The sequence below is a fragment of the uncultured Sneathiella sp. genome, assembly GCF_963973085.1.
Classification (GTDB): Bacteria; Pseudomonadota; Alphaproteobacteria; order Sneathiellales; family Sneathiellaceae; genus Sneathiella.
The window spans coordinates 686,452-712,254 of record NZ_CAXAXA010000002.1 but is presented as its reverse complement, the minus strand read 5'-3'; the positions used below and the strand labels follow the sequence as shown (position 1 = coordinate 712,254).

Annotated in this window: 28 protein-coding genes; 16 read left to right on the top strand and 12 right to left on the bottom strand. The window is 53.5% G+C overall.

Translation table 11 applies throughout. From position 1 onward, the window contains the following. Positions 1–6 precede the first annotated feature (6 nt). The gene (locus tag AACZ19_RS07750; protein ID WP_339632645.1) at positions 7–534 is read right to left on the bottom strand and encodes a flagellar basal body-associated FliL family protein; all 528 of its coding nucleotides are present in this window, start codon (positions 532–534) and stop codon (positions 7–9) included. Positions 535–846: 312 nt separating this feature from the next. Between AACZ19_RS07750 and flgF the strand changes: the two genes are divergently transcribed. From flgF to flgH, 4 genes are read left to right on the top strand one after another with little or no spacing between them, the layout of a single operon-like run. Then, positions 847–1,569, top strand: a complete 723-nt coding sequence (gene flgF / locus AACZ19_RS07745; RefSeq protein ID WP_339632644.1) for a flagellar basal-body rod protein FlgF — start codon at positions 847–849, stop codon at positions 1,567–1,569. Between the two features lie 15 nt (positions 1,570–1,584). After that, positions 1,585–2,373 (top strand): flagellar basal-body rod protein FlgG, encoded by a 789-nt coding sequence (flgG, locus tag AACZ19_RS07740; protein WP_339632643.1) that lies wholly within the window; start codon positions 1,585–1,587, stop codon positions 2,371–2,373. Between the two features lie 27 nt (positions 2,374–2,400). After that, positions 2,401–3,372 (top strand): flagellar basal body P-ring formation chaperone FlgA, encoded by a 972-nt coding sequence (gene flgA / locus AACZ19_RS07735; protein ID WP_339632641.1) that lies wholly within the window; start codon positions 2,401–2,403, stop codon positions 3,370–3,372. 13 nt (positions 3,373–3,385) lie between these two features. Then, positions 3,386–4,141 carry a flagellar basal body L-ring protein FlgH gene (gene flgH / locus AACZ19_RS07730; protein WP_339632640.1) on the top strand — a complete coding sequence of 252 codons (756 nt, stop codon included), beginning with the start codon at positions 3,386–3,388 and terminating at the stop codon, positions 4,139–4,141. A gap of 76 nt (positions 4,142–4,217) precedes the next feature. Here the strand turns inward: flgH and dksA are convergent, their stop codons facing one another. Together dksA and AACZ19_RS07720 are read right to left on the bottom strand one after the other, a co-directional pair. After that, entirely contained in the window at positions 4,218–4,634 is a 417-nt protein-coding gene (gene dksA / locus AACZ19_RS07725) for an RNA polymerase-binding protein DksA (protein WP_339632638.1), read from the bottom strand. A gap of 188 nt (positions 4,635–4,822) precedes the next feature. Continuing rightward, on the bottom strand, positions 4,823–5,296 hold the full coding sequence (locus tag AACZ19_RS07720; protein WP_339632734.1) for a flagellar assembly protein FliX: 474 nt from the start codon (positions 5,294–5,296) through the stop codon (positions 4,823–4,825). Between the two features lie 180 nt (positions 5,297–5,476). Between AACZ19_RS07720 and AACZ19_RS07715 the strand changes: the two genes are divergently transcribed. The 3 genes from AACZ19_RS07715 to AACZ19_RS07705 are packed head-to-tail and all read left to right on the top strand — an operon-like array spanning position 5,477 to position 7,422. After that, a complete protein-coding gene (locus tag AACZ19_RS07715; RefSeq protein ID WP_339632636.1) occupies positions 5,477–6,637 on the top strand; it encodes a flagellar basal body P-ring protein FlgI in 1,161 nt (386 codons plus the stop codon). After that, the gene (locus AACZ19_RS07710) at positions 6,637–6,948 is read left to right on the top strand and encodes a rod-binding protein (RefSeq protein WP_339632633.1); all 312 of its coding nucleotides are present in this window, start codon (positions 6,637–6,639) and stop codon (positions 6,946–6,948) included. Before AACZ19_RS07715 ends, AACZ19_RS07710 begins: the two co-directional genes overlap by 1 nt. Beyond that, positions 6,949–7,422 (top strand): hypothetical protein, encoded by a 474-nt coding sequence (locus tag AACZ19_RS07705; protein WP_339632631.1) that lies wholly within the window; start codon positions 6,949–6,951, stop codon positions 7,420–7,422. It abuts the gene before it with no gap. Between the two features lie 14 nt (positions 7,423–7,436). Here the strand turns inward: AACZ19_RS07705 and AACZ19_RS07700 are convergent, their stop codons facing one another. Then, entirely contained in the window at positions 7,437–7,802 is a 366-nt protein-coding gene (locus AACZ19_RS07700) for a flagellar protein FlaG (protein ID WP_339632629.1), read from the bottom strand. A 171-nt stretch (positions 7,803–7,973) separates the two neighbouring features. Further along, positions 7,974–8,426 carry a winged helix DNA-binding protein gene (locus AACZ19_RS07695; protein WP_339632627.1) on the bottom strand — a complete coding sequence of 151 codons (453 nt, stop codon included), beginning with the start codon at positions 8,424–8,426 and terminating at the stop codon, positions 7,974–7,976. Positions 8,427–8,892: 466 nt separating this feature from the next. On the opposite strand from AACZ19_RS07695, the gene AACZ19_RS07690 reads away from it, so the two are divergent. The 8 genes from AACZ19_RS07690 to AACZ19_RS07655 all read left to right on the top strand — a co-directional run bounded on the left by AACZ19_RS07690 (position 8,893) and on the right by AACZ19_RS07655 (position 17,193). Then, positions 8,893–10,047 carry a DUF2336 domain-containing protein gene (locus AACZ19_RS07690; RefSeq protein ID WP_339632625.1) on the top strand — a complete coding sequence of 385 codons (1,155 nt, stop codon included), beginning with the start codon at positions 8,893–8,895 and terminating at the stop codon, positions 10,045–10,047. Positions 10,048–10,127: 80 nt separating this feature from the next. Next, positions 10,128–11,720, top strand: coding sequence for an ATP-binding protein (locus AACZ19_RS07685; protein ID WP_339632623.1), 1,593 nt, complete (start codon positions 10,128–10,130; stop codon positions 11,718–11,720). Between the two features lie 110 nt (positions 11,721–11,830). Continuing rightward, the gene (locus AACZ19_RS07680; RefSeq protein WP_339632622.1) at positions 11,831–12,943 is read left to right on the top strand and encodes a DUF2336 domain-containing protein; all 1,113 of its coding nucleotides are present in this window, start codon (positions 11,831–11,833) and stop codon (positions 12,941–12,943) included. A gap of 99 nt (positions 12,944–13,042) precedes the next feature. Next, positions 13,043–14,035: a GTP 3',8-cyclase MoaA gene (gene moaA / locus AACZ19_RS07675; RefSeq protein ID WP_339632620.1), complete on the top strand. Its 993-nt coding sequence runs from the start codon at positions 13,043–13,045 to the stop codon at positions 14,033–14,035. Positions 14,036–14,041: 6 nt separating this feature from the next. Beyond that, on the top strand, positions 14,042–14,800 hold the full coding sequence (locus AACZ19_RS07670; protein ID WP_339632619.1) for an NAD kinase: 759 nt from the start codon (positions 14,042–14,044) through the stop codon (positions 14,798–14,800). A gap of 190 nt (positions 14,801–14,990) precedes the next feature. Continuing rightward, positions 14,991–15,686 (top strand): ParA family protein, encoded by a 696-nt coding sequence (locus AACZ19_RS07665; RefSeq protein WP_339632617.1) that lies wholly within the window; start codon positions 14,991–14,993, stop codon positions 15,684–15,686. 33 nt (positions 15,687–15,719) lie between these two features. Next, on the top strand, positions 15,720–16,367 hold the full coding sequence (locus AACZ19_RS07660; protein ID WP_339632615.1) for a hypothetical protein: 648 nt from the start codon (positions 15,720–15,722) through the stop codon (positions 16,365–16,367). A gap of 16 nt (positions 16,368–16,383) precedes the next feature. After that, positions 16,384–17,193, top strand: coding sequence for a hypothetical protein (locus AACZ19_RS07655; RefSeq protein ID WP_339632613.1), 810 nt, complete (start codon positions 16,384–16,386; stop codon positions 17,191–17,193). A gap of 9 nt (positions 17,194–17,202) precedes the next feature. Here AACZ19_RS07655 and AACZ19_RS07650 read toward each other — a convergent pair whose 3' ends face one another. Then, a complete protein-coding gene (locus tag AACZ19_RS07650) occupies positions 17,203–17,553 on the bottom strand; it encodes a Spx/MgsR family RNA polymerase-binding regulatory protein (protein WP_339632611.1) in 351 nt (116 codons plus the stop codon). A gap of 154 nt (positions 17,554–17,707) precedes the next feature. Between AACZ19_RS07650 and AACZ19_RS07645 the strand changes: the two genes are divergently transcribed. Beyond that, positions 17,708–19,000, top strand: a complete 1,293-nt coding sequence (locus AACZ19_RS07645) for a hypothetical protein (protein ID WP_339632609.1) — start codon at positions 17,708–17,710, stop codon at positions 18,998–19,000. A 299-nt stretch (positions 19,001–19,299) separates the two neighbouring features. Here the strand turns inward: AACZ19_RS07645 and tgt are convergent, their stop codons facing one another. The 6 genes from tgt to AACZ19_RS07615 all read right to left on the bottom strand — a co-directional run bounded on the left by tgt (position 19,300) and on the right by AACZ19_RS07615 (position 25,789). Continuing rightward, complete coding sequence (gene tgt, locus AACZ19_RS07640) at positions 19,300–20,430, bottom strand: tRNA guanosine(34) transglycosylase Tgt (protein WP_339632607.1); 1,131 nt, start codon at positions 20,428–20,430, stop codon at positions 19,300–19,302. Then, positions 20,427–21,458, bottom strand: a complete 1,032-nt coding sequence (gene queA, locus AACZ19_RS07635) for a tRNA preQ1(34) S-adenosylmethionine ribosyltransferase-isomerase QueA (protein ID WP_339632605.1) — start codon at positions 21,456–21,458, stop codon at positions 20,427–20,429. Before queA ends, tgt begins: the two co-directional genes overlap by 4 nt. Before the next feature lie 64 nt (positions 21,459–21,522). Then, positions 21,523–22,005, bottom strand: a complete 483-nt coding sequence (locus tag AACZ19_RS07630; RefSeq protein ID WP_339632603.1) for a peptidylprolyl isomerase — start codon at positions 22,003–22,005, stop codon at positions 21,523–21,525. Positions 22,006–22,048: 43 nt separating this feature from the next. Continuing rightward, entirely contained in the window at positions 22,049–22,564 is a 516-nt protein-coding gene (gene coaD, locus AACZ19_RS07625) for a pantetheine-phosphate adenylyltransferase (protein WP_339632601.1), read from the bottom strand. 62 nt (positions 22,565–22,626) lie between these two features. Next, on the bottom strand, positions 22,627–25,338 hold the full coding sequence (gene gyrA, locus AACZ19_RS07620) for a DNA gyrase subunit A (protein WP_339632599.1): 2,712 nt from the start codon (positions 25,336–25,338) through the stop codon (positions 22,627–22,629). Between the two features lie 175 nt (positions 25,339–25,513). After that, positions 25,514–25,789 (bottom strand): DUF6356 family protein, encoded by a 276-nt coding sequence (locus AACZ19_RS07615; RefSeq protein ID WP_339632597.1) that lies wholly within the window; start codon positions 25,787–25,789, stop codon positions 25,514–25,516. Between the last annotated feature and the right edge of the window lie 14 nt (positions 25,790–25,803).

Genomic DNA, 25,803 nt, shown 5'->3' with positions numbered 1-25,803 from the left:
AATTTCCTACTGTACCAGCAATTCTTTAAACAAAACGTCGCTCACTTTGACCGGGCTTGCGGAGTTATTGATCCGCATCAGCAACTCTTCCTTGAGCCGGTATACCCCTTGCGAGCCGTTTAAATCCTCCTTGCGGAGTTCACGCAAATATACCTGGAAATTATCCATGATCCGCGGGATGAGGAGTTCCAGGTCCGCAATCACGGATTCATCTTCCAGCTCCAGCGACACGCCGAGTTTGAGGAAACTGCTGGAAGAGGTTGTCGAGTTGAGGTTCACCAACATTTCCGGCAGGTCGTAGAACACAACCTTCTTGTTCATTTCGGCGGCTGCGGCCGCAATTTCCTCTTCCGTGGGTTCCGGCGCGTCAAACACGCCGGCGAAATAGGCGCCGCCCGCACCGCCTCCGATGACGAGCATGGGCAGCAGGATAAAAAGAACCAGAACTTTGCCGCTCAGTTTCTTCTTTTTCTTCGGTCCGCCCTCTTCACCTTCTTCGGCGTCCAGCGCCTCTTCATCTGTCTCGTCAACCATTTTTTCTTCCGTACCTTCGACGATCTCGATCTGGATAATGTCCTACAGAGTAGGCGGCTTTGGTTAACAAGAGGTTGAGATTGTTAAGAACTTTAACATAAAAGAACGTTTTTTTCTGGCCGCCCGCTAGGGATCGATTAATCGGTGCCGTTTGATGGGTAAAATTTGCCGGACACGGTTAGTTTTTCGCCCCCAAACCTTCCGATTTCATCCTAAACATATTCCTAATAGATTGTTTTTATTGATATTTTATTCTGGCACGGCGTCTGCATATGAAGGGGCAGAACACTTTGTGCCAGAAAGGCAGAAAAAATGGAAAACGCAGTCTTTATTGGTTTGTCGCAACAGATGGCGCTGAAACGGCGCATGGATATTACCGCGAACAACCTCGCAAACGTCAACACGACCGCCTTCAAGGCCGAACATCCGCTGTTTGAAGAATTTCTGGTGAAACGCCTGAATGAGGATGATGTCTCCTTTGTGCAGGATTATGGCAGCTATCGCGATCTGCGCGAGGGCGAGTTTACCCGCACTGGTCGGCCGCTTGACATCGCGATCAGTGGCGACGGCTATTTCTCGATTGAAACTCCAGATGGCGTCCGCTATACGCGGAATGGCAGCTTCCGTCTCGATACAGAGGGAACGATCGTCAGTATCAACAACCAACCGCTGCTGGATGAAAATGGCCGGACGATCAAGGTCGATGTCCAATTTCAAGACGTTTCTATCGCCCCCGATGGAACGATAACGACCGGGGAAGGCCAGACGCAGAAGATCGACGTCGTTAAATTCAACAACCCGCAAATTCTGAAACAGGTCGGCAACGGCCTCTATGATGCGGAAGACTACGCGTCGGTCCCGGCCGTGGATGTCCAAATCATGCAGCGCACCCTGGAGAAGTCGAATGTCCAGCCCATCCTTGAGATGACGGCAATGATCGACATCATGCGCGCCTATCAATCGGCTCAGAAACTGCTGGATTCAGAACATGACATGCAGATGAAAGCCATCGAAGAAATGCCAACGGTACAGTAGAGAAGGAATTAGATCATGCGAGCACTCGGTATTGCCGCCACAGGTATGTTGGCCCAGCAGCTTAACGTTGATGTTATCTCCAACAACATCGCAAATATGACCACCACCGGCTTCAAGCGCCAGCGCGCTGAGTTTCAGGACCTGCTCTATCAGGACATGGAACGCGCCGGTGCGGCCTCGTCCGATGCAGGCACTATCGTCCCGGCTGGCATCCAGATCGGCGTCGGTGTGAAAACCGCGTCCGTTTACCGGATCACGGATCAGGGTGCTTTGGATGCCACTGGCAACACATATGACTTGGCCATTCAGGGCGAGGGTTACTTTCGGGTTCTTCTGCCAAGCGGAGAGGAAGCATACAGCCGCGCCGGTTCCATGCAGCTCAGCCCGTCTGGGGAACTTGTTACGCAAGACGGCTTTACCGTCATTCCCAGTATAACCGTCCCCCAGGACGCCACCAGCGTGACGATCAACCCAAGCGGGGAAGTTGAGGTTCAGATTGACGGTCAGGTTAACCTGCAGACGGTGGGCCAGCTTGATCTTGCCATCTTCTTCAACGAAGGCGGATTGCAGCCTCTCGGTGATAGCCTTTATAAAGAAAGCACCGCTTCCGGTTCGCCGACTATTGGTGTGCCCGGTTCCACGGGTTTCGGCACATTGCGCCAGGGTTATCTTGAGATGTCCAACGTGAATGCGGTGCAGGAAATCACCCAGCTGATCAGCGCCCAGCGTGCCTATGAAATGAATTCCAAAACTATTACGGCCGCCGATGAAATGATGTCCGTCACCAACCAGCTCGGACGATAAAACCTTTCTAGAAAGAAAGAGATTGCTATGAAATATATTGCACTCGTTATAACCCTGATGGTCGCCGTTACTGCGCCGACCATTGCCTTCGCCAGCGACAGCATCACCCTGCGCCGCGACATTACCGTCGAAGGCGAGCAGATCACCCTCGGGGATATTTTCACCGGCGCAGGTGACAAGGCAGGTAAGGTAATCGCCCCTGCCCCGGCACCCGGTAAATCGACCATCTTCAAGGCGATTTCTGTTGCCCGCTATGTACAGTCTCAAGGACTGGACTGGCGTCCGGCAACACCAATCCGGCGCATTGCCGTGCGCCGTCCGGGAGCAAATATCTCGCAGCAGGTTGTTGTCGATCAGCTCCGCGCCGCACTGGAATATGAGACCGACCTCGATCTGTTTGAAATGAGCCTTTCGACGCAAAACCTGAATATCAAGGTCGCGGCCGATGCGCCACAGACGGTTTCCGTCGAAAATCTCTATTACAACAAGAACAACGGTCAGTTCTTCGCTGAAATCCTCGCGCCCGCCAATTCGGAGAATGGGCAGCGAATCCGGCTTTCCGGGCAGGTTCATGAGCAGGTTCTGGTACCTGTCCTGCGTCAGTTCAAATCCGCCGGTCAGGAAATTCGCGAAAGCGACATTGACTACAAGGCAGAGCGGGCCAGCAAAGTTAACCACCGGGTTATCACCGATGCCTCCTTGCTGATCGGCAAGAGCCCGCGCCGGGGTGTCCGCTCAGGCGTGCCGATCAACATGAGTAACCTTGGCGATCCGGTGATGATTGAAAAAGGCAAGCTGGTCGCTGTTATTCTTGAGCAGGGCGGCATGTATCTGTCGATTACCGGTCGCACGCTGGAACCTGGTGGAGAGGATGATATAATCCGCGTTGAGAATATCAACAGCCGCAAGATTATCCAGGCCCAGGTGATCAGTGAACAGGAAGTTCGCATCCTCACCCGTCAGCCGCAGTTGGCCTCTGCCAGCGCCATCACAAACTAAAGGAGCCGCAACAATGACCCAGTTTAAATCCATTTATCGGCTGCTTCTGATTGTCGGCCTTGCCGTCAGTCTGTCTGGCTGTAACTTCTTCACCCGTCTTGCCAATGTCGGATCGGAACCGCCGCTCTCGAAAATCGAAAACCCGGTCGCACAGCAAGGGTATCAGCCTGTCTCCATGCCAATGCCGCGGCCTGAACCCGTGCTGCAGCAGGCCAACTCGCTCTGGCGGCCCGGCTCAAAGGCGTTCTTCAAAGACCAGCGCGCCAACCAGGTGGGTGATATCGTAACGGTCATGGTGGAGATCGAAGACAAGGCGACACTAAACAATTCAACCGATACAACGCGGGCAAGCTCAGAGTCGGCCGGATTCGCCGGATTATTTGGCCTTGAATCGCAGGTCACAAAGGTCCTCCCGGAAGGCACCACATCCGCAGATCTCATTGATCTGGGCAGTGACCACAGCGTCAGCGGGTCCGGCGCCGTCAACCGCAATGAAACCATTAATATGGAGATTGCGGCCATCGTCACCCAGATCCTGCCAAACGGAAATATGGTGATTGTCGGCCGTCAGGAAGTCCGGGTCAATTTCGAAAGCCGGGATCTGTCGGTTACCGGTGTTGTCCGGCCCGAGGACATTACCTCCGCCAACACCATTGAATCGTCAAAGATTGCCGAAGCCCGCATCGCCTATGGCGGCCGGGGTCACCTGACCGACGTCCAGCAGGGACGCTATGGTCAGCAACTCTTCGACATCATCTTCCCCTTCTAAGGGTAAGCCAAGACCAAAGAAAAAGCCGGTTCCATGCGAACCGGCTTTTTTATTGTCTCATCTCTCACGCGGAGATCTAATCGTCGCGATAGCTCTTTTCGCGTCGCTCGTGGCGTTCCTGCGCCTCCAGACTCAAAGTCGCAACGGGCCGGGCTTCGAGCCGTTTGAGCGAGATTGGCTCCCCTGTCTCGACGCAGTAGCCATACTGACCTTCATCAATCCGGCGGAGCGCCGCATCAATTTTGCCGATCAGCTTGCGTTGCCGGTCACGCGTTCGCAGTTCCAGCGTCCGTTCCGACTCTGTGGACGCCCGATCAGCAATATCCGGCTCCTTCACCGTTTCTTCCTGCAAGCTCAGAATTGTCTGGCTGGCATCCGCCAGAATCTCATTCCGCCATTTTTTTAATTTGGCACGGAAATATTCCTGCTGTCGTGAATTCATAAATGGCTCGTCTTCGGACGGCACATAATCTTCAGGAATTTGAACGTTCATTTAAGCAACTCCAGTTCCCACATATCTAAGTACACCGGTAATGGCACTCAAAAAATTAACGGCCATAATTATAAGATCGTGCAGTGTTTAGCAACAACCTATTCGATGATGACGTGATATTTATGAAGGCTGGATGAAATTCAACGGCTTACGTGAAAAAAATCAAACGGGAAAATAGCTATATCCGGTCAGTACCCGAACTTCGCCAACTCGACGGCCGCCCGGACTTCGATTTCGTCGATAATCTGCTTGAGCTCCGGGTCTGCTCCGTCGGTTTTATAACCGGACAGCGTCTCCTGCAGCTGCTTGAGCTTGTCTGGAGACAAGTTGCCGCTGAGCATACCGTCTCGCAATACTTCAAGCTTGGTAAGAAGATCTTCCCCTTTGGCGATCGCTCGTTTGTTGGTGCGGGGTTCATCCCCGTCAACTCCCTGCAAGGCGACCAGCGCCTCGATCGAGCTGATGGGAGAGGAAGAGGCGACACCGCCCGCAGAAGCCGTTTCGACAGGATCACTCTCGACTGAAAATTTTGCCCCGGACTTTTGCGCAGCTTTACCGCCCTTGCTACTCGATGTCGAACTTGTCCGACCTGGTCCGCCTACTTTCATATTGTAACCGTTACCCGTTTCAAACTTGCGATGACAATTATTGCCACGCTCCATTCTCAAGGGACATTCTTTCCCGGTCAAGGGGAAGATATTGCCGCTTTTTTGAGAAAATTACGGTTTTTTTGGTCATTTCTCATACAAAACAATGTCTTATGGAGTCCTAAACTTGGCACGCTTTTCGCTTTACTAATATCGAAATTAGAAAATTTTGGATTCTAGGAACGGAATTGACAGATGGCTTTTAAGTTAGTCCAGCAAATCGCAACCTTCATACAGGCGAAATCCCGCCCGTTGATGGCGTTGTTCGTTGCGCTCAGCTGCTTTTTCTGGTCGTTCGATGCGGCAAATGCCGCCTCGCGCGTCAAGGATATTGCAGAGTTTGAAGGCATTCGCGACAACATTCTTGTCGGGTACGGGCTGGTTGTCGGCCTGAATGGCACGGGCGATTCACTGGCGAACTCACCTTTCACCGAACAAAGCCTCACCTCGATGCTGGAACGGCTCGGCGTAAACACCAGCGGGGAGACGCTGAAGACAAAGAACGTCGCGGCCGTTGTCGTGACTGCCACCCTGCCCCCCTTTCAACGCCAGGGCACCAAGATCGACATTGTTGTCAGTTCCCTCGGGGATGCCACTAATCTGATGGGCGGCACTCTTGTAGTAACTCCCCTGATGGCGGCGGACGGTGAAGTCTATGCCGTCGCGCAAGGAACGCTGACCGTTGCCGGTTTTGCCGTTGGTGGCGCAGCCGAATCCATTACGCGCGGTGTGCCGACAACCGCCCGGATCGTTAATGGCGCGATTGTCGAGCGCGAACTTGGCTTCGATCTCGCCACTCTGACCAGCCTGCGCATTTCCCTGCGCAATCCCGACCTGACGACATCCCGCCGCATTGCTGCGGCAATCAATGACTATATCGGCAAAGGCATTGCCGAACCGACCGACCCGTCAACGGTTGTCCTTAATCTTGAAGGCAGCGATCGGGCGAACATGGTTGATCTTCTCGCCGATATTGAACAGCTCCAGGTCAACCCCGATCAGACGGCCCGCGTCGTCATCGATGAACAGTCCGGCATTATCGTGATCGGAAGCGAGGTCAAGGTAGATACCGTGGCGATTGCCCAGGGTAACCTGACCGTCCGAATTACCGAAACCCCTCAGGTGTCCCAACCTGCTCCCTTCTCGGAGAATGGCGAAACCGTCGTTGTTCCGCGCACCGACATCCAGGTCGATGATGACAGCGACAAGAAACTGACCATCCTGAAAGAGGGCGTTCGCCTCCAGGACCTGGTAGACGGGCTGAACGCCCTTGGCATCGGACCACGGGACATGATTTCCATCCTTCAGGCAATCAAGGCCGCAGGCGCACTGCAGGCAGACATAGAGTTGATGTAATGACTGATATTCAAGCCGCCGCCCCCAAATTCCTGGTCGAACAGGGCGCGACCAACAGAAAAGACGCAAGCCGGGACAATGAACAGATTCGGCAAACAGCCATGGAATTCGAGGCTTTCTTTCTGAGCCAGGTGCTGAACTCCATGTCATCCGGACTGGAAACCGACAACATGTTCGGCGGCGGGGAGTCCGAGAAGATGTTCCGTGGCATGCTGAACGACGAATATTCCAAAGCCATGAGCCGCAATAACAGTATCGGGATTGCCGACGCTGTATATCGCGAAATGCTGGCCCTGCAGGAGGTGAAGTAAATGACTCAGCAAACGCCAAATAACGGACCTACGCTGATGAGCCCGGACGCCCTGACAAAGATGATCGCGCGCCTGTGCGATATATTGAAAGAGGAAAACCTCCTGCTGGAGAGCCACAAGCCTGACGGGTTCAAGGCAACGCTGGATGAAAAAACACGTCTGGTTGCCACCTATAACCAGCAGATGTCGCTGATCAAAAGCAACCCGGAGGCTTACAAGGCTTTCCCCAGAACGGATATTGACCGGTTAAAAGAGACCAGCGAGGAATTTTACGCCATTCTGGACAAGCATTTCAGGAAACTGTCGACGGCACGCACCGTGACGGAGGGGCTGGTCAGATCGGTTGCAGACGAAATCGCGAAGAAGAAAGCGCCGCCCAGTGCCTATACATCGCGCGCATCCGTCTCGGACCCCCTATCCAACAGGAATACCCGCGCCGTCAATGGCGCGATTGCGATCAATCAGGTCATCTAGTTCGGAACGTGATGTCAAACTTCGTTGTTAATGGCCAGGCCCTGCAATTCGCGATAAAAGGCGACACGACGCAGAACATAGTCACCAGGAAACTGCTTCAACACCTCGTCGGTTTCCCGATCAACCAGTCGATAGACATAACGGCCGCTGTCTTCATCCTGATCAATGGAAAAACGACCCGTGGGATAGCGCTCATCAGCGAAAAAGGCACCGATAGCTGCCTCCGCGCGCTTTATCGGATCGCCGGCAACAGCGGTCGTCGCGTCGGAATTGGAAACACTTTCATCTGCAGAGTTGTCCATATCATCACGTTCCTCACGCGCGCCGGATTTCGGCGTGGACATCATGGGGTTAAATTTTGAAAACGGGGTCACGTCCATAACGCAACTCCTCTCTTTCGCCACAAAAATCAATCCAAATAAAAGATGCGGATATCCGCGATTAATAGCCTATGGGAAAATCGTTAAAAATTTGTTAATGCGCGCGGAGAGGTGCATCGCCGGTCCGTGTCGGCGATTGAAGACAGGGATATATGGTAATAAAGTCGGGGCTTACTGTGCTCCGTACTGGATATAATCTGTCCAGATTCGCTCGATCTGGCGCAAATGCTTGCGTGTTTCCGCAATATCCGGCGCCGGATTTGAGCGGGCCAGCAAATCCGCCTGCTTTTCCTCCAAGGATGTCAGTTTTTCAACCATGCCCAGCCCCTTCTCAGAAAGGCGAATCATGGTGGCGCGACGATCCCGCTCGGATTTTTCCTGCAAAAGATACCCCATCTCGACAAGTTTCTTCAGATTGTAGGAGGCATTGGAACCCTGGTAATATCCCCGCGACATCAGCTCCCGGACATTGATTTCCTCCTCGCCGATATTTGCGAGCAGCAAAGCCTGCACGGCGTTGATATCCGTGATATCCATCATCGTAAGCTCTGTTCTCAAAACGTCCAGAAAGCGACGGTGAAGGCGCTCGATCAGCCTCGTCAGTTCATGATAATCTTCAGTCACAGTTTTTCCCCAACTTTACCGGTTACCAACGCTACTCGAAAAAATGATACCCATGGAAATTCCGAACCATTCTGACCTGACAGTATTAACGAATTGTAAAATATTGAAAATTCTTCACGAAGATAATGAGATATCGTCATAAATCCTCCGAAAACTGTCTGTTTTCCTGAATTGCATCAAATTACAGCTTTCTTCTGCGCTTCAACTTAGTAAAATGAGATGGAATCTTGCCCTTTGCGCAGTAAAACGCATGGTTTCATGGCAATAATATGTTCTTCCGGCAACTTAATTAGCGCGTACCACCGGACAATTAACCGGAATTTAATGTCAAGGTTTCATGTTAGGGCGTTAAAATTGACTTGCGCCGGTATGATTTATTGTCTGGACCGGACCCATCAGGCCTGCCTGAAGGGTCCCCGATCCGAGCGTGATGACCGGCCATGATACGGCAGAAAACGGATAGGTTATGACAGCAGACCAGGATGAAGAGCTCGCACGGTTGATTGCACTGTCGAAGGACAGCAGCAAGCGCGGCCGCCGTCAGCTATTCAGTAATATCAGTGACCTGTTTCTGCATGACAAGGAACGTCTGAGCGAACAGGAACAAGCGCTCATCATCGGTATCATGACCAAGCTCCTGAGTGAGATTGAAACGACCATCCGCCAGAATCTTGCCGAAGAACTCGCCGGCCTGGAAGATGTTCCCCATGGCCTGATCACGCTTCTTGCCAATGATGAAATTGAGGTGGCCCGGCCGATTTTGTTCAAAAGCCATCTTCTCGCCGAACCTGACCTAGTTGAAATTATTCAGAACCGCAGCAAGGAGCATCTACTGGCAATCGCAGAGCGCGATGACCTGAACGCGGTGGTAAGCGACCTTCTGATAAGCCATGGTGATGAAGATGTGATTTCGCATCTGATAGAAAATGGCGATGCCAAGATTTCCCGCAAGAGCATGGAGTATCTGGTTGAGGAATCACGCCGGATCGATCGATTTCAGGAACCACTAATTGCCCGCCATGATATCCCATCGGATCTCGCGCATAAGATGTTCTGGTGGGTATCGGCCGCCCTGCGGCGCCATATTCTGGAACATTTCGAGATTGACGAACTGGAGCTGAACGAGAAAATCGTCGCCGCCGCCAAGACGGAATACCGATTTGACATCGCCGAAAACAGCTCAAACGCGGACAAGCTGGTGGCGGAACTGGTCAAACGCAAGGAACTTAACGAAAAATTCCTAGTTCAGGCACTACGTGGACGGCAAATTCGCCTTTTCCTTATTGGTCTGGCCGAGCTTTCCGGACTGGGTTACGAGAAAATCAGCCGATTTATCTATGATCCCAATGCAGAAGCACTGATTGTTGTCCTCAAAGCCCTGGAATTCAGCCGCAGCGGATTCTCGACTATTTACCTGCTGACACGCAACATTTCCGTCAGCGCAAAAGCGCAAAATACGACAAAACCCGAAGAAGTAGAGATTATTATGAAATTTTATGATAAAGTTTCGACAAAGAATGCGCAGGTAACCTTGCGCTTCTGGCAGTTGGAACGTGATTATCTGGACGTCATTGATAAGCTCGACAACGATCTTGACGACGATGATCGGGTATATCTCTGATTCCAGGGTGGCTTATATTAGTACCAGGGGACATGTTTGTTGCATGTTATGAGTAAATGACGGAACGGGGGCAAGGAAGCGTGGTATCGCTTCATTCAGATATGAAGAAACCCGGCGGATCGGACTTTCCGGTGATGCAGGGGATCATTAGCCGTGAATTTTTCGATGCGGTGTTTGAACAGGCTCCGCCTATGTATATGGCCCGTCCTGACGGTACCGTCATCTATGCCAATCAGGGATATAAAGAACATTTCCGTCCCGGCGCTGCACAGCGGGTCGAGGACCAAATCCTTCCCACCCTGCCCCAGGATCACCTTGATATCGTCAAGCGTATTGCGGAAACGGCAGAAACAGAAACTCGCCAGCTTTCGCTCCGCTCAGGAAAAGAGACGGAGTATTTCCTTTCCCGCCACTTTCCGATTTTCGATGATGATGAGCAACTGATTGCGATCTGCGGCAGCTTCATCAATTCAACACGCCAGGTGAATGCGGAAGCCAAGCTGAAAGAAGAGAAGCGGCGGTTTCTGGATATTACCCGCGCCGCGTCCGACTGGATCTGGGAAACCGATGCGGATGGCCGCCTGACTTTTGTTTCTGACCGGGTGGTCCAGGCGGTGGGCCTGCCCCCGATGCTGCTGAAGAACAAGAAACTCTCTGACCTCGGTGTGTTTAAGCCGGAGGTGGACGGTGGCAACAAGGCCGAAGACGCCATGGAAAAACATGTTCCCTTCCGGTCTGTCCCCCTCGAAATTCAGGATACCAGCGGCGAATACAAGATTTTCAATATGTCCGGCGTGCCTGTTTTCAATGAAAAGGGCCGCTATATCGGCTACCGCGGCACAAGCGACGATATCACGGCGCGGCTTCTGGCGGAAGACGAGGCCCTGTCCTCAAAAGCGGACTTAGAGCGCGCCATTAATGAAATCACCAAAAAGAACATCCAGCTTGAAGTAACCGCGAAGAAAGCTCTGGAGTCGGCAAAGGCAAAGGATAACTTCCTCGCGAACATGAGCCATGAACTCCGCACACCTCTCAATGCCGTCATCGGTTTTGCTGAGGTTATCGGTCTGGAAACCTTTGGTCCCATCAACGATAAATACCGCGAATATGTCGGCGATATCCTGAATTCCGGCAAGCATTTACTGAGCCTGATCGAGGATATTCTTGATATCGCCCGGATCGAAAGCGATAAAATCCCGATCGAGATTGTCAGCACCCCCCTCGCCGGCATGGTGGGAGATGCCTACGTGCTGGTGCAAAATCACGCACGGGAGAAGAGCCTTGAGATAATCGGAACCCGGATTACAGAAGACATTAATCTGGCCGTTGATCCGACGAGATGTCTGCAGATCCTCGTCAATATTCTCGGCAATGCGGTCAAATTCACGCCGCGCGGCGGAACCATCGGCATCGAATATGAGATCATTGACGATACCTTCGTCGATATCACAGTATGGGATACCGGTCCCGGTATTGCCGAGGAGGATCAGGAGAAGATATTCGAAGCCTTCAAACAGGCCCATGAAGGCGTTTACAACCGCGGTACCGATGGCGTTGGACTTGGGCTGACCCTCTCTTTGAAGCTGGCGCGGCTGATGGGCGGTAATATCACGGTGAAAAGCAGCCTGTCCGATGGCAGCCGCTTTAAGATCCGCCTGCCCCTTGCGCATTGAGGTTGTTAGATCGTCCGATACAGGCGCATTGGCTCCCCGTTTTAAGCTTTCCTTAACAATAAACCACTAGGTTATTCCAAAGACATTCAATTCCTTTGGACAGCTTGGTGATGAAAACGGCCAATCGAGACAATCTAGATGAAATAAAGGTCCTTGTCGGGCTGGCCGAATCTAAAACACCGGAACAGCGGGAATTCCTGTACGAGCGCATCGGCGAGTTTCTGATCACTGACCATAAGACCTTTTCAAATTCCGAAAAGGAAATCATGGCGGACATCATCTACCGGATTACTGCCGATGTCGAAAAATCGATCCGCGCGAATTTCGCAAAAAACCTAGCGCAAAAGCGGGATATTCCCAAGGCTCTTATGATCTTTCTCGCCAATGATGAAATCGAGGTGGCACTGCCGATCCTGCGTGATTGCGGCTTGCTTGCAGAAAATGACTTGCTGGAAATCATAATGCATCGCTCGAAACAGCATCGCCTTGCTGTTGCCGCGCGCGACAATATAAGCGCGCAGGTCTGCTCCGCCCTTTGCAATCTGGACGATACCGATATAACCGTCACGGTGATACAGAACGAGACAGCGCAGATATCCATGGATCTTCTGACCCAGATTTGCATGCAATCCGAATTCATGACCGAATATCAGCGCCCGCTTCTCGAACGTCCGTTCCTGCCCAAACCTATTGCTGAAAAAATGTATCGCTGGGTCTCCATGTCGTTGCGGGAGCATATTTGCGAAAAATTCGACATTGATGCCCGTTTGCTCGAAGTTGACATCCACGACCGGGAACAAACAATCGACCGCATTTCAGACGACAGCGATCCATCCTTACGGCTGGTGGAGAAACTTCATAAATCCGGCGATCTGTCCACCCGCTTCCTCATCAAGTCTCTCAATCAGGGGGAGATCGATCTGTTTGAGTTTGCTTTCGCGAAGCTACTGGATATGGATATCGAAAAGGTCCGGTATTTTATCTATGCGGAGAATCCGGAGATTATTGCCGTCGCCTGCCGCAGCCTGAATATCGATCGGGTTATCTTCAAGTCCATTTACGACCTCACAGCCTCCATACGGGATAAAAATGCTTCCATTTTGTCCCCGGCGGTATCCGCCCCAATGGATCTGTATGACCTCCTGTCCGAGGAGGCAGCGACATCGGCCCTTCGCAATGACGATTTCACGACCGGAAAGGTCAGATACGCAGCCGCCTGCTAGACAACTGCCATTCATTTCCGTCATTGCTTGCAAATCGCATTTAACAATATACTTTTAAAGAAGAAGTATGGTCGTTCCTCTTTTCTGGAATAAAAAGTCGTGATTGATCCATTTGGCAGAACAATTGATTACCTCAGGGTATCCGTGACGGACCGGTGCGATTTCCGCTGCAAATACTGCATGTCGGAAAATATGACCTTCCTGCCGAAGAAGGACGTGCTCAGCCTGGAAGAGTTGGAAATGGTTTCGGCGGCCTTTATCCGCAAAGGCGTCCGCAAGATCCGCATCACTGGTGGCGAACCGTTGGTCCGTAAGGGCATTATGGAACTCTTCCGGAACCTCGGCCTCTATATCAAGAGCGGGGAGCTGGACGAGTTGACCCTGACCACCAACGGCAGCCAGCTCGGCAAATATGCGCATGAGCTTTACGACGCGGGCGTGCGGCGGCTCAATGTCTCACTCGATACGCTTAACCCCTATCAGTTTCAGGATATCACCCGCTGGGGCAATTTCGAAAAAGTCATGGCCAGCCTCCAGACGGCCAAAGAGGCAGGGCTCAGGATCAAGATAAATACGGTCGCGCTAAAGGGCTTTAATGAACATGAATTCAATGACTTGATAAAGTGGACCGGCGACGAGGGCATGGATATCACCTTTATCGAAACCATGCCCATGGGCCTGATCGACGGGCAGCGTTCGGATCAGTATCTGCCCCTTTCCGAGGTCAAGAAGCAGCTTGGCCAACGCTGGACATTGACGCCCTCCGCCTACCGGACCGGCGGTCCGTCGGATTATTTCGATGTGGCGGAAACCGGCGGGCGGATTGGCTTTATTACGCCCCTCACCCATAACTTCTGCGAAAGCTGTAATCGCGTGCGCCTGACTTGCACCGGGATGCTCTATATGTGTCTGGGTCAGGAAGACAAGGCAGATCTGAAAGCTACTTTACGCGGTGAAAATGGTCTGGCCGCGCTTGATACAGCGATTGACGAAGCCATCGGCCGCAAACCCAAGGGCCATGATTTTGTCATCGACCGGAATTCCGATGACAGGCCGGCGGTTCCCCGCCACATGAGTGTGACGGGCGGTTAACGACGGATGAAAATTCATTTTACGGCCAGCGAATCGGAAGATGCGCAAACGGCGAAAGAAACCCTCATTACGCGCTACGGCCATGTTCCTGCAGAAGAGGCGGATATTATCGTCGCCCTCGGTGGGGACGGATTTATGCTGGAAACCATGCATTCCTTCATGAGTTCGAGCACTCCCATCTATGGTATGAACAAGGGTACAATCGGTTTTTTGCTCAACAAATATGAGGAAAACAATCTGATCGAACGCCTGGACGCCGGTGAAATTACCGAACTTCATCCGCTCAGGATGGAAGCCGTGGATATGCATGGGCAAAAGGTAGAGGCCCTTGCCATTAACGAGGTTTCCCTGCTTCGTGAAAGTCGGCAGACGGCGAAAATACAGATATCCATCGACGGGCATGTCAAGGTTGAAGAACTCACCTGTGACGGGGTACTGGTCGCAACACCCGCCGGCAGCACCGCCTATAACTATTCCGCCCATGGCCCGATCCTGCCGGTAAATGCCGGTGTTCTGGCCCTGACGCCAATCAGCGCCTTTCGTCCCCGTCGCTGGCGTGGCGCCATCCTGCCGCGCGAGGCGCGGATAGAACTGACCGTGCGCGAGGCCGCAAAACGACCCGTCAGCGCCGTTGCCGACGCCGTAGAGGTGCGGGACGTCTCGACGGTGACAATTGAGGAGAAGCGGGATATCACAATCCGGCTGCTGTTTGATCCGGAACATAATCTGGAGAAACGCATCCTCGACGAGCAGTTCATGCTTTAGGGCTTTGAAGCTGCAGCCCGGCCGTCTGTAAAATTTTACTAATTTTTTGCTAAGATTCGGCTTAATTCGTAATTCTCTTTTAAGTTTTCATCGCTAATTTCGCTCCATGGGACAACAGCTGGAGTGCCCAGACCTGCCTGAAACATGGTTTGTCGGCTCCGGCTCCAAAGTACCGAGCAGGAGAGTTCTGATGAAGGTTATCGCAGTTGCATCACAAAAGGGTGGTTCAGGCAAAACGACGCTTGCCGGACATCTCGCCGTGCAGGCCGAAATGGCCGGACAGGGGCCAGTGGCACTTGTCGACACGGACCCGCAGGGCAGCCTGTCCGAATGGTGGAACGAACGCGAGGCGGAAACACCACTATTTGCCCGCACGACAGTTGAGCGACTGGAGGCCGATATCGGACGGATGGAGAAGATGGGCATCAAGCTGCTCTTCGTCGATACGCCGCCGGCCATCACCTCGACGATTGCGAATGTGATCAACCTCGCCGATCTGCTGATCATTCCGACCCGGCCGAGCCCGCATGACCTGCGCGCTGTCGGGGCGACAGTGGAACTGGCCGAGGGATTGAATACCTCGCTCATCTTTGTCGTCAATGGCGCGACGCCGCGTGCCCGGATCACCAGTGAGGCCGCAATTGCGTTGTCTCAGCACGGGACACTTGCGCCGGCCATTATCCATCAGCGCGTCGATTTCGCCTCCAGCATGATCGACGGTCGCACGACCATGGAGCTCAACCCCTCCTCCCGGTCCAGCGAGGAGATCAGCAAGCTCTGGTCCTATATCGAGGAACGGCTCGCGCGGTTGACATCCAACCATCCGATGCCGCCTTCGCATCACCTGAGCGCAACTCCGGCCAGCAATGGTGCGGCGTATAACTAAGTTCTGACGTCCTTTACAAGAAGAAGATTTGTCATGAAAGCAGCATTCCTAACCAGTTCATTAATTGCCTCCAAAGGCAAAGCGGAACCGGCATCCACACGGCTCGCGCCCAGCAACCTTCTCGACAAGAATGCGAACGGCAGCAAGCCTCAGGTCTCCCGTATTTATGATCGGGTGCGTGAATATGCGGAGCCGCACCATGATTCCCATGATCTGGAGGAAGCCGCCCTTAGAAATGCAGAACTTTCAGAATTTGCACGGATTGCCGAGGATGAAGATCGTCCGGAGCCAAGCCATATTGACGAAATCAACACGACCGATACGACGGAAGAAGTTGCACATGGACTTGCAGAATCGCTGGACGAGCCTGTCGTAAGCCCGCAAGTACCTGCAACACCCGTCAACTCGACGCCCGCTCGTGAGTTCTCGCCGCTTGCGGAAGAGAAAGCTAGGGAAATTGCCCAAGAAGTTGCCAAGCTCAAGAAAGACGGGCTTGGGCGCATTCGTATTTCCGTTCGCATGTCGCCAAAAGACCATCTTCAGCTCAAGCTGATTGCGGCGCATACGCAAATGTCCGCGCAATCCATATTCGAGACCGCACTGGAAGAATATGTCATCAATCACGGTTCGGAAATTCTGCCGCAATCCTGTAATTGTGTTCTGGACAAATCGTCCCTTTGAGTGGAAGTGACCGAACATGCGTGAAACAGTTGAAGAAAATAATGAAATGGAAAGCGGTCTCGATGCCGCATCACTTTCTCGAATCAAGGTGAGGCGCAGCAAAGACAGCAACTCCCCGCGCAAAGTAAAATCAGGCGATATCACCGACCGGCTTCAAGCCCTTTCGGATGAACTTGAGGCAAGCAAACCCGCTCCCACCATCGCGGAACCTGATTTCAAAAAAGAATCCGGCGAACCCGTGCCGGTCGCAGCAAAAGGCAAACCAAAGCCTGCCGCAAGACCAGTGAAGAAGCCCCTACGGGCCAAGAAAGCGATCGATCCCGAAACGCAGACTGTCTCCGCCGTACCGCCGCGCCGCTCCAACTGGGCACGCCCGGCGGCGAAACCGGGATGGCAGAAAAAGACTGTCGCGCCGGACATCCTCTCCTACTGGCTGGAAATCAGGGGCGGGAAACGGTATCCCACATGGCAGGATCTGGATACGGCAAAAATCGGCAAATTCTGGCCGAATTGCACCCTGGTTCACTGTGACCGTGCCGCTGGTCGGCTGCAGCTCGAAAATGGCTTCGCCAGTGAACTTAGGCAAGTGACCCGGGATGAAAGTCATCAGCCCGTGACGTCGCCCGGCATTGACTTTTCACCGATGGTAGTTGACTGGGTTCTCAGCCTCGCTCGGGACGTTGCCAATTCAGGTAAACCCACGCATGGAACGGAATATTTCCCCTCCACCTTCGACGAGATTCCACTCCGCGTGATTGCCCTGCCGCTCAGCGAGAACCAGATCGATATCGATCATGTCCTGTGCTATGTGCAAAAATTGGACTAAGTCAGGAACTTAAGTCGCCCATTCCCGGAGAGTTGCTTTCTGCGGCTCCTTGAACCCGACCAGATAGCGACCGTCCTGCGCGAATATCGGCCGTTTCATAAGGGTTGGGGCGGCGAGTAACTGCTTCGCCGGATTAACTCCCTCCAACTCGGCCTTCGCTGCATCGTCCAGCTGGCGGTACGTGGTTCCACGCTTGTTGATCAGGGTGTCGCGGTCGATGGCGTCAATCCAGCGCACGAGTTCCTCCTTCGGCAGACCATCGGCACGCAGATCAAGGAACTGATGCTCAATCCCCTCATCCTTCAGCCACTTGATCGCCTTTTTGCAGGTATCGCAGTTCTTGATTCCGTAAATTTTCATCAGTTGTACCTCGTTAACCGGGTGTTGGACATTTCCCGCCTTTTAGCGTGCGGGGAGAACGGACGGCAACCCCTCGTATGAGATTGACGGAAAATCGCGAAATATCAATCACAGCCCAACCTTTTCCCGCGTCACTGAGGAAAGGGAGTTAGAAATGGGCATTTTCAGCAGGCGATCCGCAACCGGCAGCTCCGATGCTAACGACAAGGGAACTACAGGGCTTGGAGCAACGATCCTCAAAGCCTCTCTTGCCGATGCGAATCTGCTGGTAATGACCGCAGCGGAACGCGGCATCCCGCTAGACGAGGATGTGACGCGCGCCATCTTCGATACCGAAGAGGCCCTGAACAAAAACATGATAACACCGGCCATCACCAATGAATTCTGGCAGGCCTATGAGAGCCTGTCCCATTCACTCAGTCCAATTACCGTATCCAGTATTCGCGCTACCCGCGACCTTCGGCAACTGCAATCCGGGATATGGGGATATGTGCAAGGTAGGATACATGTTCCCTTTTCCAGAAAATGCGCGTTCCGCTATCAACAGCTGTCGATGGTAACGCTGCTTTCCTTGATCACCTTGCAGGTCTTCTGGGCCATCGGCAATACCCTTGTTGCCGATATCCGGAACCAGTCAAACCGCATTATTGTATTAAAAACGCAGCTCTACAACGCCGAAAGCACTTCACAGCAAGCATCAACAGACGATTTGCCGCAAAGAGCGACAACAGGGACAGAAACCGATGAAACCGCTACCCGCTTAAACAATATTACCTCAGTAAACACTTCTGCCGTTCCCTCTGACACACAGCAATTGAATCGCCAGATTGACGAATATATTTCATGGCGGGAAGCCGAGTTTATCGAGCTCAGGAACTGGAATCATCAGTGGGGCACCGTTCTTTTCTTTACCACGCAAACATGGGAAAAACCCGATTATTCAGATCTCACAGCTGAAGAAAAAATTCACGTCCATTATGTATCCGCGCAATATGTCCTTTACGCCATATCCGCCTATTTCCTGCCGATCCTGTATGGCTTGCTGGGCGCCTCTTTCTATGTACTAAGGCAACTTCCAAAGGATATCGAGGGGCTGACATTCTCAATGAATTCGCATATCGATTACAGCCTCAGGATTACACAGGGGCCGCTCGCCGGCATTATGGCGAGTTTTTTCTTCACGACTACACCGGCAACCCTTCACACCCTGTCGACGCATTCCTCGGCCATCGCCACAATCAAGATCGGTTCCTCCAGCTTGAGCGATTTCAGCCCCCTCGCCATAGCTTTCCTCGCCGGCTACAGTGTTGAACTGATTTTCTATGTCATTGACAAAATAATCTCCGCCGTCACCACGCGTGCCTCAACCTCAAGCACCAAATTTGTACCTCAGACTCAGACAAAAACTGCCGTACCTGCAAAACAAGACACGAAGCCGGAGACGTGACGGTGGATAGCCGGGCCATAGATTCGCCGTGTCGCGTCTGAAAACCGGAAGGCCCTTTGCGATCCGCCGGAAAGCCGGCGTCGGAAAGCCCGAGAAGCACCCTCAACCTGCATAAAATTCATGCAGATAAAACGATGGTGTCCTCAATTTGCCGGAACACTAAAAAATTAACGTAATCTTAAGACTATTGGGCTGATGATAAAACTGTCCAAGGTTGATCGAAGCTGTTTTTGCCATTTCCACCCCCTCCCCTCGACGGCAAAAATGGCTTCGGTTACCCCTATTTCCTAAACCAGAAGTCAGACAGGCGCGATATCGCCTTTTTCCTGTACGGCATAGAAATCAAGCGCGAAATCCGCGAGACGTCCGTTTTCAATGGCATCGCGCATCGCCGCCATGAGCTCCTGATAATAATGCAGGTTATGCCATGTCAGAAGCATGGAACCCAGCATCTCCTTGGCCTTGAACAGGTGATGGAGATAACCCCGGGAGTAGTTTCGGCAGGCGGGGCAGCCACATCGCTCATCCAATGGGCGCGGATCCTCCGCATGGCGGGCGTTGCGGATATTCACGGTACCGAAGCGGGTAAAGGCCTGTGCATTGCGCCCCGAGCGGGTCGGTAGCACACAGTCAAACATATCGATACCCCGCATGACCCCGCCGACCAGATCATCAGGCTTGCCAACCCCCATGAGGTAACGTGGTTTGTCCTGCGGCAAAGCCGGTGTGGTAAATTCCAGCGTTCGAAACATTTCCGCCTGTCCTTCGCCCACCGCAAGACCGCCGACTGCATAGCCTTCAAAGCCAATGCCAGTGAGGGCCGCGACGGACTCTAGCCGCAAATCTTCATAGGTTGATCCCTGGACAATTCCGAACAGGCCATATCCGTCCCGCGTCTCATAAGCCTCTCGGGACCGCGCCGCCCAGCGCATAGACCGGCGCATGGAGCTTGCCGCCACCTCCTCCGTCGCCGGATAGGGCGTGCATTCATCGAACGCCATGGTGATAGTGGCATCGAGGTCATTCTGGATCTGCATCGAGCGTTCCGGTGTCAGTTCGAACCGCTTGCCGTCGATATGGGACTTGAAGATCACCCCGTTCTCGTCGATCTTGCGTAGCTCGTTCAGCGACATTACCTGAAAGCCACCACTGTCGGTCAGGATCGGCCGCTCCCAGTTCATAAACTTGTGCAATCCACCAAGTTTCTTCACCCGTTCCGATCCCGGCCGCAACATCAGATGATAGGTGTTGCCGAGCAGGATATCCGCCCCCGTTTCCCGCACCGCCTCGGGCGTCATGCCTTTCACCGTCGCGGCGGTGCCGACGGGCATGAAAGCGGGCGTGCGAATGTCGCCATGGGCGGTTTTGAGCGTCCCGCGCCGCGCCGCGCCGTCGGTCGCCGAGATACTGAATTCAAATGGAGCTGTCATGGCTTCGGGTATAGCAGCGAACAGTCGCCATAGGAATAGAAGCGATATTTTTCCGCTATCGCATGGGTATAGGCGGCCTTCATCTTCTCCAGACCTGAAAAGGCAGAGACCAGCATGAAAAGCGTCGATTTCGGCAGATGAAAATTCGTAATCAGCAGATCGACCGCCTTAAATTTATATCCCGGTGTGATGAAGATATCCGTCTCGCCGTTGAAAGGATGGATTTTACCCGACGCATCCGCCGCGCTTTCCAGTAGACGCAAACTGGTGGTGCCGACACAGACAATCCGTCCGCCCTGCACCCGGGTCTCGTTTATCGCATCGGCCGTTGCCTGCGTCAGGATACCGACTTCCGCATGCATGCGGTGATCCTTGGTGTCTGCAACCTTGACCGGCAGAAAGGTTCCCGCCCCGACATGGAGGGTGGTCGTCACCATTCCGATGCCCCGCGACCGGAACTGCTCCAACAGGTCTTCGGTGAAATGCAGGCCTGCTGTTGGCGCCGCCACCGCGCCCTCGTCTTTCGCGAAGATAGTCTGGTAATCGCGGCGGTCCTGTTCATCGACGGCACGCAGGCTGCTGATATAGGGTGGCAGCGGTATCTCCCCGTATGTCATCAGCTTTTCCATAAGCTCCGGGCCGGAGGCGGAGAAGGACAGCGCAACCTCCCCGCCGTCGAATTTTTCCGTAACCAATGCTGTAAAATCATCGGAGAAGCGTATGATATCACTCGGCTTTAACTTTTTCGCTGGCTTCGCAAACGCATGCCAGCTGTCCGCCGAGACATTCTTGTGAAGCGTCACCTCGATCTTTGCGCTCCGCCGCATGCCGCGCAATCGGGCTGGAATGACTTTCGTGTCATTGAAGACAAGCAAGTCCCCTTCACGCAACAGGCCCGGCAAGTCGGCGACCGTATAGTCACCAAGTTGTTCGCCGACAAGGAGAAGCTTCGCCGCCTCCCGTGGAACCGCGGGGCGATCGGCGATCAATTCCGGCGGCAGGGTGAAATCGAATGCGTCAACTTTCATAATCTAAAACGCAAACGAACGACTTGGGGATCCAAGCCGTTCGCGCCCAAAAATATGTAAAATGCTAGTCGACGTCTGCGGCAACCTTAAGGCTGACGATCTTGTCCGGATCCGTGACGGAGCCATTATTCATCGCGCTGCCCTTCTTGATGGTATGCACATGCTCCATGCCATCAACAACCTGTCCCCAGATCGAATACTGGCTGTCGAGATGCGGGGAGCGTTCGAACATGATGAAGAACTGGCTGTCAGCGCTATCCGGATGACCGGCGCGGGCCATGGAGCAGGTCCCTTCCAGATGCGGCTCCCCTGAGAATTCTGCTGTCAGGTTCTTGCCCGACCCTCCGGTTCCTGTCCCCTGAGGGCAGCCCGTCTGGGCCATAAAGCCATCGATCACCCGGTGGAAAACAATGCCGTCATAAAAGCCTTCACGCGCCAGTTCCTTGATCCGGGCGACATGATTTGGCGCAAGATCCGGGCGCATTTCAATCGTGACGCGACCGTCTTTGAGTTCCAGGTAGAGGGTGTTTTCTAAATCACGGGACATAAATCGCTCCTGTCGGGTCCGGATCCTGCCCGGACATTAAGTGTTAGTCAGTCGTGTTGTTCTTAATAAGCTTCACACGCTCGGTAATTTTCTCCGCCGTCGTCGCCGACACGAACTTCGTAATATCGCCGTTCAGCAACGCAATTTCTTTCACCAGGCTGGAGGCTATAAACTGATGCTGGTCGGACGCCATCAAAAAAACGGTCTCTATTTCCGCATTCAGCCGCCGGTTCATGCCAACCATCTGGAATTCATATTCAAAGTCGGATACAGCGCGTAATCCGCGAATGATGATGGCAGCGCCCACCTGCTCGGCAAAATGCATGAGCAGGTTATTGAACGGTTTCACCTCGAAATTGGTACCGGGGAATTCCTCGGTCATTTTCGCAACCATCTCCACCCGCTCTTCAACCGTGAACAGGGGGTTCTTGCCCGGATTCATGGCGACACCGATTACCAGCGTATCAACAAGCTTGGAGGCCCGCCGGATAATGTCATAATGCCCAACCGTGATCGGATCAAATGTTCCCGGATAAAGCCCTACGCGATTCTTCACCATGAATAGTCCCTTTCTTCTCTCGCTACTTCTATATGTTAGCTTGATAAATTAGACTTGCCGTCTTAGCCGTTTTCGCCGTCTCCGGCAAGTTCGTCGCCTTCCGCGTCCTCATCATCGGATTTTTCCTCAGCGAGCGCCGTGACGGAGACAACCTGTTCATCTTTCGCGGTTTTGAACAGGGTCACACCCTGCGTATTCCGCCCGGCAATCCGGATATCCGTCACCGGCGTCCGGATCAGTTTGCCACCATTGGTGACCAGCATGATCTGCTCATCATCCGTGATCGGGAAGGTCGCGATCACCTCACCATTGCGGCTGGAGGTTTCAATATTGATAATCCCCTGACCGCCGCGATTGGTGACCCGATATTCATAGGCATTTGTCCGCTTGCCATAGCCGTTGACGGTAATCGCCAGCAGGACTTCCTCCTGTTCGTTCAGCTCGTCATACAGCTCCGGCGTGATGCCCTCTGCATATTCCGTGACGGTTCCGTTATCATCGACGGACCGGCGGGTTTTCAAATAAGCATCCCGCATCTCTGTATCGACTTCCACATGGTTGAGGATCGACATACCGATAACGCTATCGCCCTTGCCAAGCTTCATGCCGCGGACACCGCTGGAATCCCGTCCCTTGAACAGTCGAACATCCGTCGCGCGGAAGCGGATGCATTTGCCGCCCTTCGCGACCAGCAGCACATCGGATTCCTCCGTGCAAATCTTCACACCAATCAGCTGGTCATCATCATCCAGCTTCATGGCGATCTTGCCGTTCGATTTCACATTGGAGAAGTCGCTCAGCAGGTTCCGCCGGACGTTCCCCTTTGCAGTGGAGAACATCACTTCCAGCTCGGACCAGGTCTCCTCTTCCTCCGGAAGTGGCATCAGGGTGTAGATCACTTCGCCTTCCTCCAGCGGCAGGAGATTGATCATTGCCTTGCCCAGACTTTGCGGCGAACCAACTGGCAGGCGGTAAACCTTCAATTTGTAAACCCGACCGAAGGACGAGAAGAACAGAACCGGCGTATGGGTGTTCACAACGAAGACCTGCGTTACGAAATCCTCATCGCGGGTCTGCATCCCGGCCCGGCCCTTGCCTCCGCGTCGCTGCGGCTTGTAGGTGGAGAGCGGCACCCGCTTGATATAGCCTTTATGGCTGACCGTCAGAACCATATCCTCGCGCTGGATCAGGTCCTCGATGTCATGCTCAAACTCGCTTTCCTCGATCTGGGTGCGCCGCGGAACCGCGTATTTTTCCTTCATTTCAAGCAGTTCATCACGGATGATGCCAATCAGGCGCGGGCGGCTCGACAGGATATCGAGATAATCGAGAATTTTTGCGCCCAGATCCTTAAGCTCATCGCCGATTTCATTCTGTCCGAGCGCCGTCAGCCGTTGCAGACGCAGATCGAGAATGGCACGGGCCTGGGCTTCTGACAGGCGATAGGAGCCATCTTCATTGATCGTATATTCCGGATCGTCAACGAGCCGGATCAGGGCCTCGACAGAGCTTGCGGGCCAGTCTTTGCCCATCAGTTCGGCGCGTGCCGTCGCAGGGTCAGGGGCCGCGCGGATCAGCTTGATCACCTCGTCGATATTGGCAACTGCAATCGCCAGGCCGATCAAGACATGGGCCCGTTCCCGCGCCTTGCCGAGCAGGAATTTCGTCCGGCGGGAGATGACTTCCTCGCGGAAATCAAGGAAGGCCTCCAAAAGTTCCCGCACATTGAGAAGTTCCGGCTTGCCACGATTGAGCGCTAGCATGTTCACACCGAAAGATGTCTGCAGGGAGGTAAAGCGGAACAGCTGGTTCAGCACCACTTCCGGCATGGCATCGCGCTTGATCTCGATCACGACACGAACGCCATGACGATCTGATTCATCGCGGAGATCGCCGATCCCCTCGACCTTCTTCGCTCGTACAAGGTCGGCAATCTGCTCAACCAGCCGCGCCTTGTTCACCTGATAAGGGACTTCCGTCACGATCAGGGCCTGACGGTCTTTACGGATTTCCTCGATATCGACCTTCGCCCGCATAATCACCGAGCCGCGCCCTGTCGTCAGGCCGCTGATGGACCCGCTGCGGCCAAGAATGGTGCCGCCCGTCGGAAAATCCGGTCCCGGAATAAAATCGACCAGCTCTTCCACCGACATTTCCGGTTTTTCGAGCAGCGCCAAGGCACCGTCAACCACTTCACCAAGGTTATGCGGCGGGATATTCGTCGCCATGCCGACGGCAATACCGCCTGCGCCATTGACGAGAAGGTTGGGATAGCGCGCCGGCAGGACCGAGGGTTCCCGCTCGCTGTCATCATAGTTATTGACGAAATCAACGGTTTCTTTGTCGATATCATCGATCAGGCTTTCGGCGGCCTTCTGCAGGCGGGCTTCTGTGTATCGCATGGCGGCCGCCTTGTCGCCATCCATGGAGCCAAAGTTCCCCTGCCCTTCCACGAGTTTCAGACTCATGGAGAAATCCTGCGCAAGACGGACCATGGCATCGTAAATCGCACTGTCGCCATGGGGATGGTAACGACCCATCACGTCACCGACCACACGGGCGGATTTGCGAAACGCCTTGTCCGACGTATAGCCGTTTTCATACATGGCATAGATAATACGGCGATGAACCGGCTTGAGGCCGTCGCGGGCATCGGGAAGCGCCCGCGAGACAATCACGCTCATGGCATAGTCGAGGTACGACTTGCGCATTTCGTCTTCAATAGTGATCGGAACGATATGATCGTCAGAGGGCGGTATGGTTACATCATTCAAGGCAGAATTCCTGAAGAAACTTGGGTATGCCGGATATCATTCCGGCATATAAAAAAAGATAAACTCCCCTTCCGATGGCGGCCATCGGAAGGGTTGCCTTGTTCTACAGGATATCAGGGGGGCGTGCAACCTTTAGCGGGCCGGAAAACGCCCCTTTTAGCGGGAAAATAGCGGCCTAGAGAGCAGCACTGTCCAGGGCCTGATGGACGCGAGAAATTGGGGCTGCAACGGCAGCGGAATTCCGGATGCGGTTCGTGACCATCCGACCGTGTAATCCGGTGATAATCCGGCTGCCGGTTTTCTCAAAAAGGAATGGGAACACCGCATGCACCAGGGCGCAAAAGCCCGCGACCAGAAGCCAGAACGCAAATGTGCCCGACATTTCCATATGCTCGACATAGCTCTCATTCACGGAGGCGGGATGATCAGTAAATAGATTTGTAATTGTCATTGGCTTTCTCCGTT

What these genes read in the sequence shown, in the direction of transcription:
- AACZ19_RS07615 (WP_339632597.1), bottom strand. Translation starts at nt 25,789, where the DNA reads ATGACAATTACAAATCTATTTACTGATCATCCCGCCTCCGTGAATGAG.
- queA (WP_339632605.1), bottom strand. Translation starts at nt 21,458, where the DNA reads ATGAAAGTTGACGCATTCGATTTCACCCTGCCGCCGGAATTGATCGCC.
- AACZ19_RS07630 (WP_339632603.1), bottom strand. Translation starts at nt 22,005, where the DNA reads ATGTCCCGTGATTTAGAAAACACCCTCTACCTGGAACTCAAAGACGGT.
- tgt (WP_339632607.1), bottom strand. Translation starts at nt 20,430, where the DNA reads ATGACAGCTCCATTTGAATTCAGTATCTCGGCGACCGACGGCGCGGCG.
- flgH (WP_339632640.1), top strand. Translation starts at nt 3,386, where the DNA reads ATGACCCAGTTTAAATCCATTTATCGGCTGCTTCTGATTGTCGGCCTT.
- AACZ19_RS07665 (WP_339632617.1), top strand. Translation starts at nt 14,991, where the DNA reads ATGAAGGTTATCGCAGTTGCATCACAAAAGGGTGGTTCAGGCAAAACG.
- AACZ19_RS07750 (WP_339632645.1), bottom strand. Translation starts at nt 534, where the DNA reads ATGGTTGACGAGACAGATGAAGAGGCGCTGGACGCCGAAGAAGGTGAA.
- AACZ19_RS07705 (WP_339632631.1), top strand. Translation starts at nt 6,949, where the DNA reads ATGACTCAGCAAACGCCAAATAACGGACCTACGCTGATGAGCCCGGAC.
- AACZ19_RS07660 (WP_339632615.1), top strand. Translation starts at nt 15,720, where the DNA reads ATGAAAGCAGCATTCCTAACCAGTTCATTAATTGCCTCCAAAGGCAAA.
- AACZ19_RS07700 (WP_339632629.1), bottom strand. Translation starts at nt 7,802, where the DNA reads ATGGACGTGACCCCGTTTTCAAAATTTAACCCCATGATGTCCACGCCG.
- AACZ19_RS07680 (WP_339632622.1), top strand. Translation starts at nt 11,831, where the DNA reads ATGAAAACGGCCAATCGAGACAATCTAGATGAAATAAAGGTCCTTGTC.
- AACZ19_RS07655 (WP_339632613.1), top strand. Translation starts at nt 16,384, where the DNA reads ATGCGTGAAACAGTTGAAGAAAATAATGAAATGGAAAGCGGTCTCGAT.
- AACZ19_RS07670 (WP_339632619.1), top strand. Translation starts at nt 14,042, where the DNA reads ATGAAAATTCATTTTACGGCCAGCGAATCGGAAGATGCGCAAACGGCG.
- flgF (WP_339632644.1), top strand. Translation starts at nt 847, where the DNA reads ATGGAAAACGCAGTCTTTATTGGTTTGTCGCAACAGATGGCGCTGAAA.
- AACZ19_RS07720 (WP_339632734.1), bottom strand. Translation starts at nt 5,296, where the DNA reads ATGGAGCGTGGCAATAATTGTCATCGCAAGTTTGAAACGGGTAACGGT.
- AACZ19_RS07715 (WP_339632636.1), top strand. Translation starts at nt 5,477, where the DNA reads ATGGCTTTTAAGTTAGTCCAGCAAATCGCAACCTTCATACAGGCGAAA.
- flgG (WP_339632643.1), top strand. Translation starts at nt 1,585, where the DNA reads ATGCGAGCACTCGGTATTGCCGCCACAGGTATGTTGGCCCAGCAGCTT.
- flgA (WP_339632641.1), top strand. Translation starts at nt 2,401, where the DNA reads ATGAAATATATTGCACTCGTTATAACCCTGATGGTCGCCGTTACTGCG.
- AACZ19_RS07650 (WP_339632611.1), bottom strand. Translation starts at nt 17,553, where the DNA reads ATGAAAATTTACGGAATCAAGAACTGCGATACCTGCAAAAAGGCGATC.
- AACZ19_RS07645 (WP_339632609.1), top strand. Translation starts at nt 17,708, where the DNA reads ATGGGCATTTTCAGCAGGCGATCCGCAACCGGCAGCTCCGATGCTAAC.
- dksA (WP_339632638.1), bottom strand. Translation starts at nt 4,634, where the DNA reads ATGAACGTTCAAATTCCTGAAGATTATGTGCCGTCCGAAGACGAGCCA.
- coaD (WP_339632601.1), bottom strand. Translation starts at nt 22,564, where the DNA reads ATGGTGAAGAATCGCGTAGGGCTTTATCCGGGAACATTTGATCCGATC.
- AACZ19_RS07690 (WP_339632625.1), top strand. Translation starts at nt 8,893, where the DNA reads ATGACAGCAGACCAGGATGAAGAGCTCGCACGGTTGATTGCACTGTCG.
- AACZ19_RS07710 (WP_339632633.1), top strand. Translation starts at nt 6,637, where the DNA reads ATGACTGATATTCAAGCCGCCGCCCCCAAATTCCTGGTCGAACAGGGC.